The 20,067-nt window shown below is 43.4% G+C and carries 15 protein-coding genes; 6 read left to right on the top strand and 9 right to left on the bottom strand.

What is annotated here, in order from left to right; all coding sequences use genetic code 11:
* Window positions 1-146 precede the first annotated feature (146 nt).
* From AB4513_RS17600 to AB4513_RS17590, 3 genes are read right to left on the bottom strand one after another with little or no spacing between them, the layout of a single operon-like run.
* Window positions 147-3,206: an efflux RND transporter permease subunit gene (locus AB4513_RS17600; RefSeq protein ID WP_102257718.1), complete on the bottom strand. Its 3,060-nt coding sequence runs from the start codon at window positions 3,204-3,206 to the stop codon at window positions 147-149.
* Window positions 3,203-4,258: an efflux RND transporter periplasmic adaptor subunit gene (locus AB4513_RS17595; RefSeq protein ID WP_032555044.1), complete on the bottom strand. Its 1,056-nt coding sequence runs from the start codon at window positions 4,256-4,258 to the stop codon at window positions 3,203-3,205. Before AB4513_RS17595 ends, AB4513_RS17600 begins: the two co-directional genes overlap by 4 nt.
* The gene (locus AB4513_RS17590) at window positions 4,258-5,346 is read right to left on the bottom strand and encodes an efflux RND transporter periplasmic adaptor subunit (RefSeq protein ID WP_032555043.1); all 1,089 of its coding nucleotides are present in this window, start codon (window positions 5,344-5,346) and stop codon (window positions 4,258-4,260) included. Before AB4513_RS17590 ends, AB4513_RS17595 begins: the two co-directional genes overlap by 1 nt.
* 149 nt (window positions 5,347-5,495) lie before the next feature.
* Between AB4513_RS17590 and AB4513_RS17585 the strand changes: the two genes are divergently transcribed.
* A complete protein-coding gene (locus AB4513_RS17585) occupies window positions 5,496-6,227 on the top strand; it encodes a TetR/AcrR family transcriptional regulator (protein WP_009845253.1) in 732 nt (243 codons plus the stop codon).
* 171 nt (window positions 6,228-6,398) lie between these two features.
* On the opposite strand, the gene AB4513_RS17580 is transcribed toward AB4513_RS17585, so the two are convergent.
* The 3 genes from AB4513_RS17580 to AB4513_RS17570 form a co-directional block, all read right to left on the bottom strand.
* A complete protein-coding gene (locus AB4513_RS17580) occupies window positions 6,399-7,670 on the bottom strand; it encodes a DEAD/DEAH box helicase (RefSeq protein WP_032555042.1) in 1,272 nt (423 codons plus the stop codon).
* 57 nt (window positions 7,671-7,727) lie between these two features.
* Window positions 7,728-8,339 carry an ACP phosphodiesterase gene (locus AB4513_RS17575; protein ID WP_032555041.1) on the bottom strand — a complete coding sequence of 204 codons (612 nt, stop codon included), beginning with the start codon at window positions 8,337-8,339 and terminating at the stop codon, window positions 7,728-7,730.
* Between the two features lie 194 nt (window positions 8,340-8,533).
* Entirely contained in the window at window positions 8,534-8,662 is a 129-nt protein-coding gene (locus AB4513_RS17570; RefSeq protein ID WP_017059831.1) for a hypothetical protein, read from the bottom strand.
* 447 nt (window positions 8,663-9,109) lie between these two features.
* On the opposite strand from AB4513_RS17570, the gene AB4513_RS17565 reads away from it, so the two are divergent.
* Both AB4513_RS17565 and AB4513_RS17560 read left to right on the top strand, forming a co-directional pair.
* Entirely contained in the window at window positions 9,110-10,333 is a 1,224-nt protein-coding gene (locus AB4513_RS17565; protein WP_009845232.1) for an aromatic amino acid transport family protein, read from the top strand.
* A 148-nt stretch (window positions 10,334-10,481) separates the two neighbouring features.
* A complete protein-coding gene (locus AB4513_RS17560) occupies window positions 10,482-11,906 on the top strand; it encodes a methyl-accepting chemotaxis protein (RefSeq protein WP_009845230.1) in 1,425 nt (474 codons plus the stop codon).
* Between the two features lie 442 nt (window positions 11,907-12,348).
* Here the strand turns inward: AB4513_RS17560 and AB4513_RS17555 are convergent, their stop codons facing one another.
* The 3 genes from AB4513_RS17555 to AB4513_RS17545 all read right to left on the bottom strand — a co-directional run bounded on the left by AB4513_RS17555 (window position 12,349) and on the right by AB4513_RS17545 (window position 15,649).
* Window positions 12,349-13,077 (bottom strand): HAD-IA family hydrolase, encoded by a 729-nt coding sequence (locus tag AB4513_RS17555; protein WP_032555040.1) that lies wholly within the window; start codon window positions 13,075-13,077, stop codon window positions 12,349-12,351.
* A gap of 208 nt (window positions 13,078-13,285) precedes the next feature.
* Entirely contained in the window at window positions 13,286-15,094 is a 1,809-nt protein-coding gene (locus AB4513_RS17550) for an HD domain-containing phosphohydrolase (RefSeq protein WP_102257717.1), read from the bottom strand.
* 60 nt (window positions 15,095-15,154) lie between these two features.
* Window positions 15,155-15,649 (bottom strand): hypothetical protein, encoded by a 495-nt coding sequence (locus tag AB4513_RS17545; RefSeq protein WP_009845198.1) that lies wholly within the window; start codon window positions 15,647-15,649, stop codon window positions 15,155-15,157.
* A 248-nt stretch (window positions 15,650-15,897) separates the two neighbouring features.
* Here AB4513_RS17545 and AB4513_RS17540 point away from each other — a divergent pair, with 248 nt between their 5' ends.
* The 3 genes from AB4513_RS17540 to AB4513_RS17530 all read left to right on the top strand — a co-directional run bounded on the left by AB4513_RS17540 (window position 15,898) and on the right by AB4513_RS17530 (window position 19,865).
* Complete coding sequence (locus AB4513_RS17540) at window positions 15,898-16,374, top strand: CreA family protein (protein ID WP_009845193.1); 477 nt, start codon at window positions 15,898-15,900, stop codon at window positions 16,372-16,374.
* A 143-nt stretch (window positions 16,375-16,517) separates the two neighbouring features.
* The gene (locus AB4513_RS17535; RefSeq protein ID WP_009845192.1) at window positions 16,518-17,822 is read left to right on the top strand and encodes an inosine/guanosine kinase; all 1,305 of its coding nucleotides are present in this window, start codon (window positions 16,518-16,520) and stop codon (window positions 17,820-17,822) included.
* 294 nt (window positions 17,823-18,116) lie between these two features.
* Window positions 18,117-19,865, top strand: a complete 1,749-nt coding sequence (locus AB4513_RS17530) for a formate--tetrahydrofolate ligase (RefSeq protein ID WP_102257716.1) — start codon at window positions 18,117-18,119, stop codon at window positions 19,863-19,865.
* The last annotated feature ends 202 nt before the right edge of the window (window positions 19,866-20,067 follow it).

Genomic DNA, 20,067 nt, shown 5'->3' with positions numbered 1-20,067 from the left:
AACGCTCCTTGTTAAGGCACGCATTGCTATCGCAACGTCCTCTTAGTTCGGACCTATCTTCGTCTTGTTTTATCAAACCATATCCGTAAAAAAGCCCAGTCAAAATTGACTGGGCTGGCTTAAAAGAATCTGTTTTATATCAATCCCTAATAACCCGCAGTGGACGGTTTGATTCTATATAGAATGGCGAACATCACTGGTACTACTATTAGCGTTAGTACTGTAGCAAAGCCTAAGCCTGCCATGATGGTAATCGCCATCGAGCCGAAAAATGCATCGAATACCAAGGGAATCATGCCCAAGATAGTCGTTAGTGCTGCCATAGATACCGGTCGTACACGACTGATCGCGCTGTCGACAACCGCTAAATATGGGTCTTTACCTGTTTGTAGCTCACTGTTGATCTGGTCAAGCAGTACGATACCGTTCTTCAAAATCATGCCACTTAAGCTCAGTAAGCCTAGGAAAGCCGTGAAACTGAATGGCATATTGGTACCTAACAGACCAATCGAAACACCAATGATAGAAAGTGGTACCGTAAACCAAATCACAAGCGGCTTACGAACCGAGTTAAACAAAAGCATGGTAATAATAAACATCAGCAAGTAACCCATTGGTAGTGAACCAAATAGAGATTCTTGTGCATCTTTAGAGCTTTCGTATTCGCCGCCCCAACTGATGCTGTAACCTTCTGGTAGAGCCAATGCTTCTACTTGTGGTTTCACACGAGCAAACAAACTCGCGGGTGTTTCATCACCCAATACATCGTGGTCAGCCAATACGGTTAGCGTACGCTTTCTGTCACGACGTTGAATCAGTGGCTCAGACCATTGAAGCTCAACCCCATCGATCACTTGTTCTACGGGAATGTAGGTTTGCAGTGATGGGCTCCAGATCTTCACATTGTTCAGTGATTCAAAGTCAAAACGCTCTTCTTCAGGCAGGCGTGCCACGATAGGTAACATGTGCGTACCATCGCGCAGTAAACCGATGTTGTAGCCACCAAACGCCATTTGTAACGTCTCAGACAAATCAGTTTTTGAAATACCAAGGCGACGTGCCTTTGATTCGTTAAACAGTGGCACGAGCTCTTTGGTGCGTTCACGCCAATCGTGACGCACATTTCGAGAACCAGGATCCGCCAACAAGATATCTTCTACCTCAACAGCTATGCTGCGAAGGATCTGCGGGTCTGCACCGCTAATACGAGCTTCGATTTTTGACGCTGGCGACGGGCCAAACTCAATCAATTTAAATTGGAACGTAGGTTGTTCAAATTTATTGGCCAAGTCCTTGTCTAGCCCTTCTAGGACTTTAAACATGGTGTCTCGGTCAGTCGTTCGTACCTGCAGTTGACTGTACGCTTCGTAACTTTTCTCGGGTTGGTATGTCAGCGCAAAACGTTGCATGCCTTGGCCAACTGTTGTAGTTACAAACTCAACGTCATCTTGCTGGCGAATGTAGCTTTCAACTTTTTCTGTCTGCTTAATCGTTTCACGTACATCGGTACCTTCCGGCATCCACATATCGACGTAAAACATTGGCGTATTTGATGGCGGGAAGAACTGCTGCTTCACCATACCAAAACCAACCACAGAAACTGCTAATAGCGCGACCATACTTACTACGGTAAGCCACCTAAATCGAAGTGCTACTTTCAGACACGCGCCGAATACAACGAACAGAATACCTTTGTATGGGTCTTCGTTCTCATCGACCTTGTCTTCTTCTTTCAGCATCATTTCTGCAAGGAACGGAGTCAGCGTTAGCGCTGTAACCCAGCTCAAGAACAATGAAAAACACAAAACCCAGAACAGTGAGCCCATGAATTCACCTGTCGCGTCTTTCGACAAACCGATTGGTGCAAAGGCCGTGATAGCAATAATGGTCGCACCCAATAGTGGCCATTGTGTTTGTGTCACGATGTCTTTCGCTGCTTGAAGCTTGGTTTTGCCTTTCTTCAAGCCAACCAAAATACCTTCAACGACAACAATCGCATTATCCACCAGCATACCGAGAGCGATGATAAGTGCACCCAGTGAGATACGGTGCAGTTCGACATCGTTGTAATCCATCAGGATGAAGGTTCCAAATACCGTCAATAGAAGCACTAGACCGATGATCAAACCACTGCGTAAACCCATTGCCAAAAGCAGTACGATGATAACAATAGCAACGGCTTCTACTAGGCTGATTAAAAAGTCAGCCACTGATTTGTCTACTTCTTGCGCTTGGTTGTAGAAGTAGTTCAGCTCTACACCGGCAGGCTTAATGCTTTCTAAACGATCCAGTTCGGCATCTAACGCGTTACCAATTTCGACGACGTTTACGCCTGAAGAGAACGCAATACCTAGGTTGATCGCTGGTTTGCCATTGTAAGTTAATACGTTACCTGGCTTTTCTTGGATACCGCGAGTCACTTCAGCGACATCTTTCAAGCGAATGAGGTTGCCCGTATCACGACCATGAATGATCAGGTTTTCTAACTCTTCAACCGTGCTCAAAGTGCCGTTAGGCTTGATCGTTAGGCTTTGACCATTCAGCATCACCTCTCCAGCCGAAACCACACTGTTTTGTTGTGCTAACAGTGACGTTACCATCGACATATCTAGGTTCAACGCCGCTAAACGCTCAAGTGACATCTCAACAAACAATTGCTCTTGTTGGTCACCCGCAATACTCACTTTGCCAACACCGTCAACCAATTCGATTTCACGCGTTAGGTAATCTGCGTACTGTTTTAGCTCGACATAATCGTAACCATCACCGGTCAGCATGATCATCACACCAAATACGTCACCAAAATCATCAATAATCTGAACTGAATTAACACCACTGGGTAGTGTTGGCTGTAGATCGTTGATTTTACGACGCATTTCATCCCAAATTTGGGGCAACTCGTCTGGACCGTAGTCCATCTTCATGCTGACCATAATTTGAGACATACCATTCGACGACGTTGAAGTGATCTTGTCGATATAAGGCAGTTGTCGTATCTCTTTTTCAAGTGGATACGTTAACTCTTCTTCAACTTCCATAGACGTAGCGCCAGGGTAAGTTGAAATAATCATTGCATCTTTAATGGTAAAAGCTGGGTCTTCTAAACGGGATAGGTTGCCAAAAGACGACACACCGCCAATGGCCAAAATGACTAGAAACAGCCAGCTGATTACTTTGTTTTTAATTGAATATTCTGCGATGTTCATTCTGCTTTTCCTGACAATTCGATTCCGTCACGGAGTTTTCTTAGATTCGAGTTTACGAGTCGATCACCTTGCTCAACACCATGAGCGATTAATGCGCCTTGGCCACTGATTTTGTCGACTTCTACTTCGCTTTTGAATGCTTGTCCGTCTTCCATTTTCCACACATAGAACTGATTAGCTTCAGAGCCCGCTTCTAGCGTTGTCATTGGTAACTGGTAACCTTGAACATCACTCAGACCCGCTTTCGCCATATCCACATTGACCGTAACGCTCGTGCCCGGCAGAATTTCACTTTCAGGCTGCTGCATCTGCATCCAAAACTCGTAGGTACGTGATTGTGGGTGCAATTCGCTAGTGTGCTCTAGATACGTCAAAGGATATTCCCCCGAGTGACCTCCAAAAGTTGCTTGGGGGCGGTAACTGCTCGAACGCATGTCTGGGCTGATCGACGCCAAAATAGAATCTGACACTTGAATTCGCACATACACCTTATCGTTCTGGTACACACTCAGGAGTGTTTCTCCAGGAGTCGTGTTTTCGAATCGTTGCTTATCGACGGTTGAAACTGTTCCTGAGAATGGCGCTAAAAGCTCTGTGTAACTTAACTTGCGTTTTGCTGCCGCCAAATTCGCCGATGCTAGTTTGTAGTTAGCCGTCAGTTGGTCGTGTTCTGATTGCGATAACATCTTGCTGCCAAACATCTCCGTACCACGGGCCAACTGTTTGCTCGCCAGTTTGAATTGAGATTTAGCATCAGTTAGATCTTGAAGGTACGTTGCGTTATCTAAGGTGGCTAATAACTGCCCTTTTTCGACTTTGTCACCGGCTTCCACCAATACTTGTTGAATTTCGCCTGCAAGCTTAAATGCCAACGGTGTAAGTTCTGCAGGCATCACCTGTCCATTAAAACTTCTGAACTGATCAGTCAGCGGCGCGCCAACGTCAAAGGTAGAAACCAATAAAGGCGGTTGTTCACGGTGTACAGCTTCATTGTTACAGGCTTGAAGTAACAAAACCGACGCGACAACAACTGATGATTTTAAAAGGTTCATTAAATACCCCCCTCACGAAGCCAAGCTTTTACTTGCTGTCCGTCAGATAACACATCCACACCGGCTTCAACGATAAGATCACCAGAAGAAAGACCTTCTATAACTTTACCTTGCTCATCAAGCAGGACTTGTACTTTAGAAATCGATCGAGAGTCTGGGTTATAGCGCCATAGCTCGCCATGGTCAGCTTGTTTGGTTAGCCAAGCTGAATCAACAATGCCAATACCGTAGTATGACTTACTCTTCTGAACTTCAACTTGCGCTGTCATTCCAGAAAGTAGATTGATGCCTACCGGCTTGTCGATAGATACAACCGCTTGGTAGCTGTTGGTGTCTTCATCTGGTTGTGTAGAGATCTCTTTAAAACGCGTTGGGATACGAATACCGCGGTGGCTATCCATTACAACCCACATGTTTGAGCTCGTTAGGTCTTGAATAGAACGGTCTTCAAGCTTAGATACCGGAATAGAGAACGTCACATCCATTTCACTGTGATTCAAAATATTAAGAACTGGCTGCTTTTCAGCAATTAACTGATATTGCTTACCAAACACCATCGATACCACGCCATCGAATGGAGCAACTAATGTGGTGTAACCAAGGTTTGTTTTTGCTTGTTCCAACTCAACGTCAGCGGCAGTAAAGGTGTTGACGGCTTGGTCGTAGTAATCGGTACTGACTAACTTTTTCGAATACAGCTCAGAAGCTTGCTTGTATTGACTGTTCGCCAAGTCAAATTTAGCTTGAGCTGCATCAACGGCAATACGGTAATCCGTCGCGTCTAATGCGGCTAGCACCTGACCTTTCTTAACTTCTTGTCCCATACGAACATCAAAAACTTCGATATCGCCACCCACTTGAAATGAAAGCGCAGCACGGTCGGTTGCATCCACTTTTGCGATAAAACTATCAAGCTCGATATCTGCCCGCAGAGGAATCTCAAATAACTTTACAGGCTTGATTACCTGCTCATTTTCCTCTGACTGAACTTTGTTACATCCAGTTAGAGAGCCGGCGAGCAATAGTGCGGCAATAACCACGCCCGTACGCTTGGTCGGTATCGCTTTGATAGACAAATTGGATTGCATGATGCTTCTCCATTTAATTATTATGATTTATTACACAGGTGGGCAGTATATTTATTATTAAAGAATTCTCAAGCTTTACTTTCCACCTGTGCAGTATTTTTTATTTCAAGGAAAACAGTGTAGAATGTGGTAATCAGGTAAATGTAGAAATGAAGATGACTGAAAAGAAACAAGGCAGAAGAAGCGCGAAAGACGCTGAAGAAACGAGATTTTTGATCATGGGTGTAGCTGCGGATATGTTCTGTGAGCATGGTTATGACAGTGTTTCTCTTCGTAACATCAGTGAGAAAGCAGGCGTATCTCATAGCCTTATTCGCCACCATTTTGGTAGCAAAGAGAAAATCTGGCATGCGATAAGTGATTGTTTACATGATTATTTTCAGTCATACATTGCTAAAATCGTAGAAGAGTTACCAAAAGGCGTCGCGCCAAATATTACTATCTATTTATTCAGTATGCGCCTCTTTAGCAACATGATTCACTCACGCAAACCGATGCAACTTATCACCGACTCTGTTCGCCAAAAAGACAACTTGGTCGATTACTTTATCGACAATGTTGGTGATATCGAAAAACAAATTAATATGTTGGCAGATGAATATAATGATGCGAATCCAGATAATTTGATCAACATTTATGAAATTAAATGGCAAATGATCATGTATGCGCACGGAGCGGTATGCCTTACTCCTTTCATGGAAAGCACATGGAATGAAGGCGACATGCAATCGACACCTGAAGAAGCATTGTTAAATCATTGGCAATTGTTCAACAAGCAAATGATCAGTACGTTCAATATCAGTGATGAATGGGTATTGAATACGAGTTCGATTGAAGAGCTTATTTATGAAGTCCCTTGTGTGTGGAAATGCGAACACTAGCAAAACAAACACTAAAATCGCGGCTTTAAGTTTCATGCTTAGTGCTTAGTGCTTAAAACGAAAACGAAAACGAAAACGAAAATGCCCCGCTACTGACATATATCAGTAGCGGGGCATTTTTATGTCGGAGTGAGTCTGCTTATGTTTTAAACGATTCAACCAGTAGCAGGTTTAGCGACGCGCTTTACCGCGATTTTGGTGAATCTTAAGTTTCGCTTTCATCTTACGTTTTTCTGATGAACGACTTTTACTGCGACCACCTCGATCGGGGGCTATATCTTTTTCTAGGCTTGGTTCAAAACCCTCTAGCCACTCTTGAGGCAAGCGAGTATCAAGTAAGCGTTCAATGTCACCCAGAAGATAAGCTTCATCTTGGCTCATCAAAGAGATCGCTAAACCACTGTTGCCAGCACGGCCAGTACGACCAATACGGTGAACGTAGTCTTCCGCTTTGAATGGCATATCGTAATTCACAACTTGTTCTAGCTGCTGGATATCAATACCTCGAGCTGCCACGTCGGTTGCAATTAGCGCGCGTATTTTGCCTGATTTGAAATCATCCAGTGCTTTTTGGCGCGCACCTTGGCTCTTATCACCATTGATTGATGCCGCTTTAATGCCATCTAGCTTAAGCTCTTTAACTAGAGCATCGGTACCCTGCTTAGTCTTAGTGAACACCAACACTTGTTGCCAGTTCTTTGAGCCAATCAAATAAGCCAATAATTCACTCTTGCGCGATTTATCAACGGGATAAACCATCTGGGTAACGGTGTCAGCGGTGCTGTTTTTTGGCGTCACTTGAATTTCGCTTGGCGACTGCATCATTCGATGTGCCAGAGCTTTAATTTTGTTATCAAACGTCGCAGAGAAGAACAGAGTCTGTCGCACCTCATTCATACGAGAAAGAATGCGTTTGATATCAGGCATGAAACCCATGTCTAGCATGCGGTCTGCTTCATCCAGTACCAACACTTCAGAGTGGCTCAACATGATGTTCTTAGTGAACATATGGTCGATAAGACGGCCCGGAGTCGCGACAAGAATATCAGCTCCCCCGCGTAGGTTTTCAGTTTGAACCTTCATACTAACGCCGCCGTAAGCCACCACGACTTTGATGTCGGTGCCCTTTGCGTAGCTGGTTACGTTATCGAAAACCTGTTGCGCTAGTTCACGTGTTGGTACCAACACAAGCGCACGAACTAGCTTCGGGTTTGGAATAACGTTGTCTTTTGTCTCGATTAATCTTTGGATAATGGGCAAACCAAATGCGGCCGTTTTACCTGTACCCGTTTGAGCACCAGCCAATACATCTTTGCCTTCTAATACCAATGGAATCGCTTGTTCTTGAACACTGGTAGGAGCCGTAAAGTTAAGCTCTGATAGCGTAGCAAGAAGATGCTCAGATAATCCTAGTTGGTTAAAAGATTTTGTAGATTCAGACATAGTATGATGCTCAAAGATTAAATAGGCGCGGATTGTAGCAAACCAGCATTACGCTGTTTACCTTTCCTTTTGATTTTTCTTCATTTGAAGCGAATTAAACTGCTTCGCTTCTTCTAAAACACTAGGATAAAGCTCATTAAAGTGACACTGCAACGTGTTGTAGTGCTGTTCTAGGTCGTGATAGCAAGACTTAAGCATCCCAAGCTTTGGCCGTCTCAAAGCCATGCGTTGCAATACCACCTCAATGGAAGACATGTCTTGATAACTTAGCAACCAACGTTGTTCTGCCATTTTCTGGTGAACAGTAATGAAGTGCTCAGGCCAATGAGGCTCTTGGTGTTCAAAGATCTGTTGATGGCTGTCTACGCAAAAGCGCTCAAGTGATTGCGTTGAGAACTGAGCCCAATGATTGGCTAAGCAGTGATCCCAAAATACATCGAGTGCGATAGGTGCAAAGCGTCGTGTTTGGTGTGAGAAAAGCGATTTTGCAGAACGAGACACATCATGATGATCAGTATAGCTATCAACGAATCGATGAAGTCTTATTCCGTCTGAAAGTGAGTTTGAATAATATTTACTAGGATCGCCTTTAACGAAGTCACCTAACAGATTACCCGCTAAGTTACTTTTACAATGCTTGGCGATGTGGAGGTGTGCGAGAAAGTTCATTGAACCTCATTAAAGTATCGAGAACTAAGTAACATGGTAAACGTACTCGTTTATCTTCGCGAACTTTAATGAGGATAGTTTTGTTATGACGCGTGAGCGAATGAGATTTGCTCAGTTTAAAAATTGTTTAATTTGAGAACGTTGAACTACAGAAACCTTTAGTTCAGTAAAACCTAATTAAAGATCTTAAAAACTTAGTTCGAAGACTTGAAAAGCTCTTCTGCTAATTGTTTAACCGTCTGTTCATAGTCAGATAAATCGATACCAATTTCCATAGCATCTAACAACTCTAGACTTTCGTCATTATAAGATTGGTCACTCATAGTGCCCCCTCTATTCCTTGGTGTGGACATGTTGTCCGATTAACTAGTGCACCATCTTGGACTTAAATTATGTCACTTTGATGAACGCACTCTACTCTACCCATTCCATATTTATAGCTTGAAGCTACTCGCGATCATTAGCGCTTGTTTACGCTAAAGGGGCATACGCGAACGACATATGTACTGCCACCTTACACCAATTACAACAAATTACCCTATAAATTTTGAAGCAAATCACACTCAAACGTTTGCTTAAGCATTTTTAATTCCTTACGCACCAATCACTGTACACATTTATATACAGTGGATATTTTTAATTACATTAAACATTGCATTTGGAATTAAACTCAATCAAGATACTTAAAAATCGAGATATTCTTTGGGTTTATTCTCTTAGACCAGAAGAAATACAACGAAAACCCACCCTAACGTAAAGAATTATATACAATGAATAAATCAAAGGTTTTTGGTAGTACTTTGATCATTGCAGGCACAACCATTGGTGCCGGCATGCTCGCTCTTCCACTCGCATCTGCAGGAATTGGCTTTTCAACCTCACTATTTCTAATGCTTGGCTTATGGGCTCTAATGGCCTTCACCGCATTATTAATGGTAGAGCTTCATCAATTCGCTGAATCGGACGCAACTCTACACACGTTAGCTCACACGATTTTGGGAACGAAAGGAAAGTGGATCGCAAGCTTCGCCGTGATGTTTCTTTTCTACGCTTTGTGTGCCGCATACATTGCAGGTGGCGGTGCGCAGTTTAACCAACGTATCTCGGATATCGCAGGGATTGAACTCAATGGTCAAGTCACCACACTCCTATTTACACTCTTAGTTGCGGGAGTTGTGACGATTGGTACACACAGTGTTGATAAAGTTAACCGCGTTTTATTCGGGCTTAAACTGATTGCGATGGTACTGGTACTCAGTTTCCTTGCACCAAACATCACCTCTCAATACCTAATGAGCATGCCTTTGCAGCAAGGCCTGATTGTTGCTGCGATACCGGTTGTGTTTACCTCTTTTGGTTTCCACGGCAGCATCCCTTCAATTGTTCGATACCTGGATGGTGACGTTCGCTCATTACGTAAGGTGATGATTATTGGCTCTGCACTGCCTTTGGTCATCTATGTTTTCTGGCAGAGTGTTACGTTGGGTGTGATTAGCCAAGAGCAATTATTGTCTGATACTAGCTTGGGTGCGCTTCTAGTCTCACTATCGAAAACTGTTCATCAATCAAACTTAAGCTTGATCGTGGGTGTCTTTGCTGACCTTGCACTTCTTACTTCTTTTATTGGCGTGAGCTTGGGGTTATTTGAATTCATGGGGGACTCTCTAAGCAAGAAACTAGGCAATGCTAAACGCGTTAAGACGGCCGCTATCACTTTTTTACCACCATTAGGTTTTGCCTTGTTCTACCCACAAGGTTTTATCATGGCTTTGGGTTACGCTGCCATTGCACTTTCAGTGCTCGCAATTCTGCTGCCGACAGTAATGGTATACAAAGTTCGTTACACAGATTTATTAGTAAAACCTCACGCTACAGAATCAACTTACCAAGTGTTAGGTGGAAGCAAAGCGCTGTTTTTAGCGGGTAGCGTTGGCGTGTTTATCATTGCAATTCAAATCCTTATTTCAGTAGGGTTATTACCATCATTAGGCTAATAAACCCATCGAGAGCAAAAATACTTGATTGATGTCTCATTAACGATATATTGCTGTCATGAATTTTCATAATTAATCGATCGGAATCACATTTTTATTAAGGTCGGTTATTTAGAGTCCACGGTAAAGGATTTACCGTGGAGTTTTTATGAAAGAAGTACAATTTAGAACGATAGACAAACTGTTTATTAAAATGTCTATTAACGACAAGTTTTGGGTCATTTTCTTGATCTTTTTCGCCGCTGTAGCAAGCCTCGCTGGCTTCAACTATGTCAACAAGCTAGAACAAATTGACGCAAGTGCAAAACAGCAGGTTGAGTTTCAATTGCAAGGCATTTTATCAGCGTCAGATTCCCCAGCTTCGGTTCGTTCTGTTAGCCAACAAACACGCCTTCAAGAAACCACTATTTCAAACACGGGTTCGGTGACTGCTACGGCACTGGCACAAGATGGCAACTACTACTCTCTTACCGTTTCAACTACTGATACACAGAACCAAAAGCAGCAAGCTCTGTACACATTATTACTCAGTCTTTTATGGTGTTTGCCTTTTGGTCTTTTCTGTTACTGGGTTGCAACCTTCCTAGGAGGCGCACTTTGGGTTCTTTACTCAACCACTCAAAAGATTGGTGATGGTGATTTAACATCTCGCCTTGGCTTCCATCCAGGCCGAGATGAGTTTGGTACGATTGGTTGCGCCCTTGACCGTTCAATGGATACGCTAAGTGAACTAGTCAATAACGTAAACCAAAACGCAGCGACACTGAGTGAAACGTCAGCTTCTTTCGAAAAAGAGATGAAGCGTAGTGAAACACAGATTATGAGCCAGAATTCATCTCTAGACTCTGTTGCAACGGCAATGGATCAGATGACGGCATCAGCGAATGAAGTATCTAATATCTCTGCGCGCTCTACAGAGCAAGCGGAGCAAGATGCTCAACAAATCAATGATAGCCATGCTATGGTTCAGCAAGCAATCTCAGAGATAACCACCCTTTCTTCTTTGATTGAGCAAACCTCGTCTTCTGTTACGAGCTTGAATGTAAATACAAGCCAAATCAACGAAGTCATCACCACGATCAACGCAATTTCTGAGCAAACCAACTTACTTGCGCTAAATGCCGCGATTGAAGCAGCTCGTGCGGGTGAACAAGGTCGTGGTTTCGCCGTTGTTGCTGATGAAGTAAGAACGCTTGCTAGCAGAACTCAATCCGCTACAGTTGAGATCCAAACGATGATTGAACGCTTACAGCAAGAGAGTCAAAATATTGCTAAGATCACGGTGCAAACGGTTGATCAAGCGCAAACCAGTAGCCAACTCATTTCACATATCGGTGATGACGTAAACTCGATTGCAGATTCCGCACAAGCGCTAATGGACATGAGTCTACAAATAGCAACGTCAGCTGATGAACAAAGCAACGTAGCGAATACCATCGCTGCTGAGCTTAATGATATACGAGGCCAATCAGACGTAATCAAAGATGTCGCTCAAAACTCTTCAAAGGGCGTATCTAAGCTGACTGAAGCATCGGTTTCTCTGTCTCAAACTTTGGCAAGATACCGCACTTAGCACTTAGCTATCAGCTATTTGCACTTAATGTTTGATGCTTAATGCTTAATGCTTAATGCTTAATGCTCAGAATTAAGAACAAACCTAAGAAGGACTCATATAGAGTCCTTCTTTTATTGGTGTCGATTAATAACCATGGCAAATCCATACTCCTCAGTTATTAACATGAAGTAAGTCGCAAAGGAGGGATTAAGAGGAGCCAAAACTGTCTAATAATCGAGCTTAGGGGTAATCTATTTGAACGGGTCTTATTTTCGCTTACCCTTTTGCTGCAGGTGACACATAATGAATAAAACAGATGCACCATACACCGACGACATCACATGCCCTTTATGCCAACATGACGAATATCTACTTTCAGAAAGTGGAGAGAAGTTCACTTGTGCTGCATGTGGTTTCCACACAACACAATTAAGCAAAGTAGTCAGCCTTCAATTAGGCTCTACCCCACCAAAGCTCCAGAGTGCGGTATACCACCACTTGAGCAGCGCTTGCCATTAATCCAAATCGATATTTCTTCCAAACTGTAAATATCCTGAGCCGCTAGCTCTGCTATGTCGGCTTCGGTATTATCACTCAATGAACCTTCAAACGTTGGTCGCAATCTAAAAGATTGAATACCCGCACGAACCCCTGCTTCAATGCCTTTCACCGTGTCATCAACATAAATACATTCGTTTGGTAAAAAGCCCATATTCATTGCGGTATACATGATCAGGTCGGGCTCAGGTTTCCAGCTATTGGCATCAAAAGCTGAAAATACTTTGCCTTTGAAGTCGTCGAGCATTCCTGTCATAGCCAATGAGGATTCAACTCGAGATTTAGGCGCATTGGAAGCGATACAAAACTCAATGTCTTGTTGCTTGAGGAATTCAATAAGCTCAATAGCACCATCCATCGGTTTTAAATGGCGTTGGAACAAGGCTTCTAATTCAGTGCGATAAATCGGCTCGAGTGTATCGATGGAGATAGATAGCCCTAAACGTGCTTGCGTATCCATTAAGATGTCAGCTAGCTTCCCACCTTGAAAGTGCACATAGCAGTCATTAACGCTTAACTTAGCCCCAAAGCCAGAAAACACATTCACTAAGGCTTGGCAACACAGCTTCTCGCTATCGATGAGTGTTCCATCACAATCGAAAATTACACATTTAGTTTGTTCTAACCGCATAGCTCTCTCACTCGCATTGAATTCAAGTTTTATCCTATAGTGTTCTTTCAATACGCGTGATGATTAAGGTAACACTTTACCTATCGCCCCTTATTTCTCTACGCGAAATATGCAGTGGATCACTTTATGCCTAACCATAAGCAACAGTACTCATTAAATTAATATACTTTGAGCGTCACCAATCACGACTTTATTTGCCAATAAACCGTTAATTCACGGCCAATTCTTCAATAACAATAGGTTTATCCGTTAATTCAATGCGACATTCCGCGGTGATGGTATCTGGATACGAATCACGAATAGCAACAAACTCGGGTAAGTGGCTCAGTAGTAACTGAGTAAGCTCAGGGTCGAACTGACAGCCGCATTCTCTCTCGAACAAATCGATAACCATCTCTAATGGCCACGGCTCTTTGTAACAACGGGCACTGAGTAGTGCATCAAACACATCCGCGACGGCCGTAATACGGGCAAACAAGTGAATTTCGTCACCCACTTTGCCATTAGGATATCCAGCCCCATCCCAACGTTCATGATGCTCGTTGGCAATGATAGCAGCCAGATTGGTAATATCACCGGCTCCACTCTTCAATAAGTTATAGCCTGCCGTTGTGTGAAGCTTCATCACTTCCCACTCTTGCTCGGTCAATTTACCTGGTTTATCCAAGATTGATTCTGGGACTGAAATTTTACCCACATCATGCATCGGACTAATGATCTCTATCATCTCGACCTCGCGATGGCTCAAGCCACGATACTTAGCAAGCAACGCAGACAACTTGGCGACACGCTTAACGTGATTTCCGGTTTCGCCAGAGCGAGTTTCAATCGCCTCTCCGAGAACATGAATCATATCTTTTTGAATATTCAGTGTTTGCTTCTGAAGTTTTAAGATTCGTTTGCTCTTTTTAGCCAGTTCTTTCTTTTGGCGTAGAGTGACAAATTGCATCAAAATAATCAGGCTCAAACCTGCAATGACCATCGACAAACCCAATAGCAACTGAAAGTTTTTACGAATAAAGGATGAAGGCTCATTAATGAATACAGCCTCATCAGGTAGCGCACTCTCACGGATACCGAACTTTTTCATCGCTGGATAATTGAAAACAAAACGTTTGTTATCACCTGGCGTTAAAGGTTCGCTGAAACCAAGAGGTAGGTACTTATCGAGCGCCTTAACCGTCTCTTCCCCCATGCTTTGAGAGTGATTCACATAGCCACCAAGTACATCTCCCGAAATATAGAACTGCCACAAAGCAAACACTGGAGCAGCACTTGCTTTAGACAAAGTATCCGAAACCTCTTGATAAGTATGATACACGCCTCGATTCAATTCGGTATTGTAATGACTGAGCAAAACCGCGTCATCAGCGGAGATACCTTCCAAAAACTGACGGGTACGCACTAACGATAGATCGCGTATTTCAACCAATGTGATATTAGGGAACTCAGTCATCACGCGATTCATCTCTTTGCGAATCAACTCAGAAGTGACACTGTAATCATTGATGAAATACAGTATTTTTAGGTTAGGTCTTAACTTCGAAATTAGATCAATATTGACGTCTATCTGATCGTTCTCATAAAGCACGGTTGCTCTATCAGACACCGAATACATGTCGGTACTGAAATCGTTAATACCGGCAGCAACGACAGGTGTGGAGCGATCGATCAAACTAGGCAGAGATTCAAGGAAGTTAGCCGCGTTGTCGTCAGTCGCGATTACACCATCAAACTTATAATCTGCATATTTGGTACGTAAGTAGTTCGCGATAGAATCGTAGTACTCAGGGCTATGGACGCGCTTTGAATCCAAATACTCGATTGAGAGTTTAACTTCGGCTTGAGATTGGCTGAACGCACTGTCTATCCCTTTTTGGAAGTCAGCGGTCCACTGATAAGAAGGTTCGTATGAGTGTAAAACTAGGATGCGTTTGATATCCCAGTCATTAGCAAAACTGAGTGAAGAATAAGCGCTAACACACAATACAGCGATTGAGAACAATAGCTTGTACATACAATACCCTTTAAATAAGACGGGGTATTTTACTTAGATTAACGCTTTCTCAAAGAACCTTTAGTTCTCGACCCACACTTTATCGCGAGAAGCATGATCTTGTGCCCAAAAATCAAGGATCTGCTTAGCAAAAGCGTTGATACTTTGACCACCTCCAACCACAACATCTGAGATTAGCAGAGAATCCTCCGCTTCTGTAACGATAGCGCTCGCTGCTACATCACCATTTTGAGTCCCTATGTATAAGACATGTTCGTCAGATAACATAATCTGACTCAAAAACTCTAACATGTGCGCCCTTTCGGTTTCATCTTGGTAAGCGCTGGCTTGGTTAAGTGAAAAAAGTACGGTCAGTTTATGGAAGTCGACTTTATGCAGTTCATCAATTTGGGAAGGTGTTTGATCTTGGGTGAGGAGTTGGTATGTCTTGGACGGGAGTTTGCTTTGATAAAGTTCTCGGCCTAGCAGGCTCTCTTTTGCGGGGTAGGCAATATCGAGTTGACTAAACAGCCATTGGTTTTTCTTCTGTACAATTTCAGGTATTTCGTTATTCATTCTTTTAGTACCTACGGTTAGTATCCCCAAATGTCACAGCTATTTGGAAGACATATATTCGACTGAGGTGCCGAGCTACAAGCACAGAGCATACAGAGCATGACCAAGGCCAACAAGTACTTTAAATGCTTCATATTTTCCATTATCCAACAACATCCTTTAAGAACTTAACGAAAAGCTCTACACTCGTATTCAAGCTTTCAATATCCTTATAGTAAACAGAACTCTATAAATAAAAAGGACTTCTTATGAAAAAAGCCTTAATAGCAGCGGGTATCATCACAATGTTGGCTGGCTGTTCGGACAACGAGGTTGGCGACGTCTCTCTTGGATTCTTCACAATGAAGGATATCAAAATGTCTTCTTTAGATGATGATAAAATCGCAGGTGTGACTTGTCATATCGCTTCAATCGAAGCAAACCTTAGCCTTTCCGATCCAAGCGATAGCTCTATCTCTTGTCGTCAAACCGGTGAAATTACATCAGAAATGATTGCTAAAATAGACAAAAGCAAATCTGGTGAAGTGGTATTCAAACAATCAAAAAGTATCTTCTTTAAAACAATGAAGGTTCGTCGTATCTACGATGCAGAGAATCAATCACTGCTTTACTTATCATACACCACCAAAGAAACAGAAGGCAGTTTCAAGCATAGCCTTTCAACCGTTCCCCTATGGGGTACTGAGGCTTACGTTGATCCAGCAACACTCGTCCCAGCGGAATAGGCTCACGTAAATGCCCTCAAGCGAAAAGTAAAACGAGTCACCTGTACAGACATCGTACAGGTGATTCTAAATGTAATAAAAATGAAAGAATCAGAAACAAAATGTGATATCATGCGGCAAAATTTTTTCACTGTATTTTTCATATGAAGTTTCCTGGACAGCGTAAATCTAAACACTACTTTCCAACTCACGCACGTGATCCGTTGGTCAACCAAATGCAACAAACGCCTAAGCTTCACCGCGCAACAATTGTCGGTGTTGGTCAAACGATTGTTGATATCGAAGCCCGTGTTGATAACGCGTTCCTTGAAAAATATGAGCTGAGTAAAGGTCACTCACTGGTATTGGAAGAGAGTAAAGCAGATGCGCTGTACGAAGAGTTAGTTGAGCGCGGTTTGATCACGCATCAATACCCTGGCGATACTATCGGCAACACACTGCACAACTATTCCGTACTTGCAGACAGTAAATCTGTATTGCTTGGCGTTATGTCTAAGAAGATTGAAGTTGGCTCATTTGGTTATCGTTACCTTTGCCGCACTTCTTCTCGTATGAATCTAAATCACCTTCAAACGGTTGATGGTCCTATTGGTCGTTGCTACACGCTTATTTCTGAAGATGGTGAACGTACGTTTGCAATCAACGAAGGCCACATGAACCAACTGCTTCCTGAAAGCGTTCCTGAAAAAGTGTTCGAGAAAGCATCAGCATTGGTTGTGTCGTCATACCTAATGCGCGGCAAACCTGAAGATCCGATGCCAAAAGCGGTACAAAAAGCGATTGAATACGCGAAAGCGCACAATGTGCCAGTTGTACTAACACTTGGTACTAAGTACGTGATCGAAGGTAATGCGGAATGGTGGCAAGAATATCTGAAAGAAAACGTAACCATCGTCGCGATGAACGAAGACGAAGGTGAGGCGTTAACGGGTGAAAAAGATCCGCTTCTAGCTGCTAACAAAGCACTTGAATGGGTTGACCTCGTTCTCTGTACTGCTGGCCCTATCGGTTTATACATGGCTGGCTACACCGACGAGCCTGCGAAACGCGAAACCACTCTGCCATTGTTACCGGGTAACATCCCTGAGTTCAATAAATTCGAGTTCAGCCGTGCTATGCGTAAGCAAGACTGTCAAGACCCGGTAAAAGTATACTCTCACATTGGCCCTTATCTTGGTGGCCCGCGCGAGATTAAAAACACCAATGGTGCTGGTGATGGTGCACTTTCTGCACTTCTACACGACATGGCAGCAAACAGCTACCACCACGTGAATGTTCCAAACTCAGAAAAGCACGAGCACTCGTGTCTAACGTATTCTTCTCTGTCTCAAATTTGTAAGTACGCAAACCGTGTAAGCTATGAAGTGTTGACTCAGCACTCTCCTCGCCTTTCTCGTGCACTACCTGAACGCGAAGATAGCTTAGAAGAAACATACTGGGATCGTTAATCGACCACATTAAGTAGTTAACTCTTAGAGGTTAACGCCAAGCTAGATTACCCATTCCTTGAAGGGCTGCTATATGCAGCCCTTTTTGTATTCAACACCAATATAGCCGTAACTGAAGGTAATCAGATCGAATATTTTGCTCGTTTAAGATTTGATCTCGCGCAATGACTCTTTAGATCTGTTATCTTCCAGCACATAATTGATGTGGTTTGCCTTTACTTGGCAAATTTATACAGTACTATCGCCACGCAAACGTTTACGTACCACCTTTCGGTTCTGATATAAGGATCAAATATGCTGTCTGATATTGATATTTGTCGCTCTACTCCCCTTAAAAACATCAGTGAGGTTGCCAAGCAAGCTGGCCTGCACCACAACGAACATCAGCCATTAGGGCAATACAAATCTAAAGTGTCTCTCACATCACTTGAACGCCTCGCTAGCCAACAAGATGGTAAATTAGTCGTGGTTACGGCCATCACACCGACGCCTCTTGGTGAGGGCAAAACCGTCACCACTATCGGATTAGCGCAAGGCCTAGCAAAGATTAACCAATCCGCTATAGCCTGCATTCGCCAACCTTCAATGGGCCCGGTATTTGGTGTAAAAGGTGGTGCAGCTGGCGGTGGCTATTCACAAGTTGCCCCAATGGAGCAATTGAACCTTCACCTGACTGGCGACATTCATGCCGTAACAGTCGCTCATAACCTCGCCTCTGCCGCTATTGACGCTCGTTTGTATCATGAGCAACGTGAAGGGTTAGAAGCCTTTGAGGCTCGCTCAGGCTTAAAAGCTCTGGATATCGACCCACGCAGAATAGTATGGCGACGTGTACTTGACCACAATGACCGCGCACTGCGTATGATCACGGTTGGCAAGAACGAAGCAGGCAAAACAATTAATGGCTTTGAGCGCGAGGACGGCTTTGACATCTCAGCCGCTTCAGAGCTGATGGCTATTCTTGCTCTAACTGATGACCTTCAAGATTTAAGAAAGCGCATCGGGCGAGTGGTACTCGCATACAACAACCAAGGCTTGCCATTAACCGCAGATGACTTCAACGTAGCAGGTGCTATGACCGTCACAATGAAAGACTCCATAGAGCCAACATTGATGCAAACCCTTGAAGGGATTCCTACCCTAATTCACGCAGGGCCTTTCGCTAACATCGCACACGGTAACTCTTCTATTATTGCCGATAAGATTGCGTTAAAGCTGAGTGATTTTGTTGTGACTGAAGGCGGTTTCGGCTCAGATATGGGCTTTGAGAAAGCGTGCAACATCAAAGTGAAAGCATCGAACAAAAAGCCAGATTGTGCTGTTATTGTCGCAACATTACGAGGTCTAAAAGCCAACTCAGGTTTATACGATTTGAGACCGGGAACTCCGCTACCAGATTCAATCTTTAATGATGACCAAGACGCGCTCATTGCAGGGCTTGAGAACCTTAAATGGCACATCAACAACGTTAAGCAATACCAAGTGCCTACAGTTGTTGCGATCAATCGATTTCCACAAGACTCAGCTCAAGAGCTCGATGCTTTGAAACAGATGATCACCGACTTCGACCCAAGCGTTAGCGTTGAAGTAAGCGAAGCATTTGGTCAGGGTGGCGAAGGGGCGACTAAATTGGCTCACGCCGTAGTAAAAGCTTGCCAAAAACAGAGTGAATTTAAGCCTTTGTATCACTCAAAGCAAAGCCTAGAAGAAAAGCTGATGGCCGTCGCTGAAGTTGGCTATGGCGCAGCAAGTATCTCGCTATCTCCACTGGCTAAAAAACAACTGGCCGAATTCAAACTGCATGGCTATAACGACCTATCGGTTTGTTTAGCAAAAACACCACTATCGATCTCGACAGAAGCACACGTAAAAGGTGCACCATCTCAGTTTGACGTACCCGTTAGGGAGCTAAAACTGTGTGCTGGTGCTGGCTTTATTTACGCGCTGTGCGGCAATGTAATGACCATGCCAGGCCTACCTGATAAACCGGCTTTTATGTCGTTGGACATTGATAGCAAAGGAAACATCGTTGGTTTAAGTTAATTACGACAAGACATAGGCTAAAAATCCGCTTTATCTAGAATAGCCTGTCCGTACTATGCTCCCCATTATATTTACGGACAGGTCTACTTTCTGATACCTAATTGCTTAATTAACACCCCAAATGCAATAAATTTCATTGAAACCAAAATTATATGCACGCCTGATTATAAGTTTTGGGTCAAGATCACATTAATAGACCTAC

Origin of the sequence: Vibrio sp. 10N.222.54.E6 (assembly GCF_041473955.1) — a bacterium.
In the GTDB taxonomy this organism is placed as follows: domain Bacteria; phylum Pseudomonadota; class Gammaproteobacteria; order Enterobacterales; family Vibrionaceae; genus Vibrio; species Vibrio tasmaniensis_A.
This window is presented reverse-complemented; position numbering and strand designations above follow the sequence as displayed.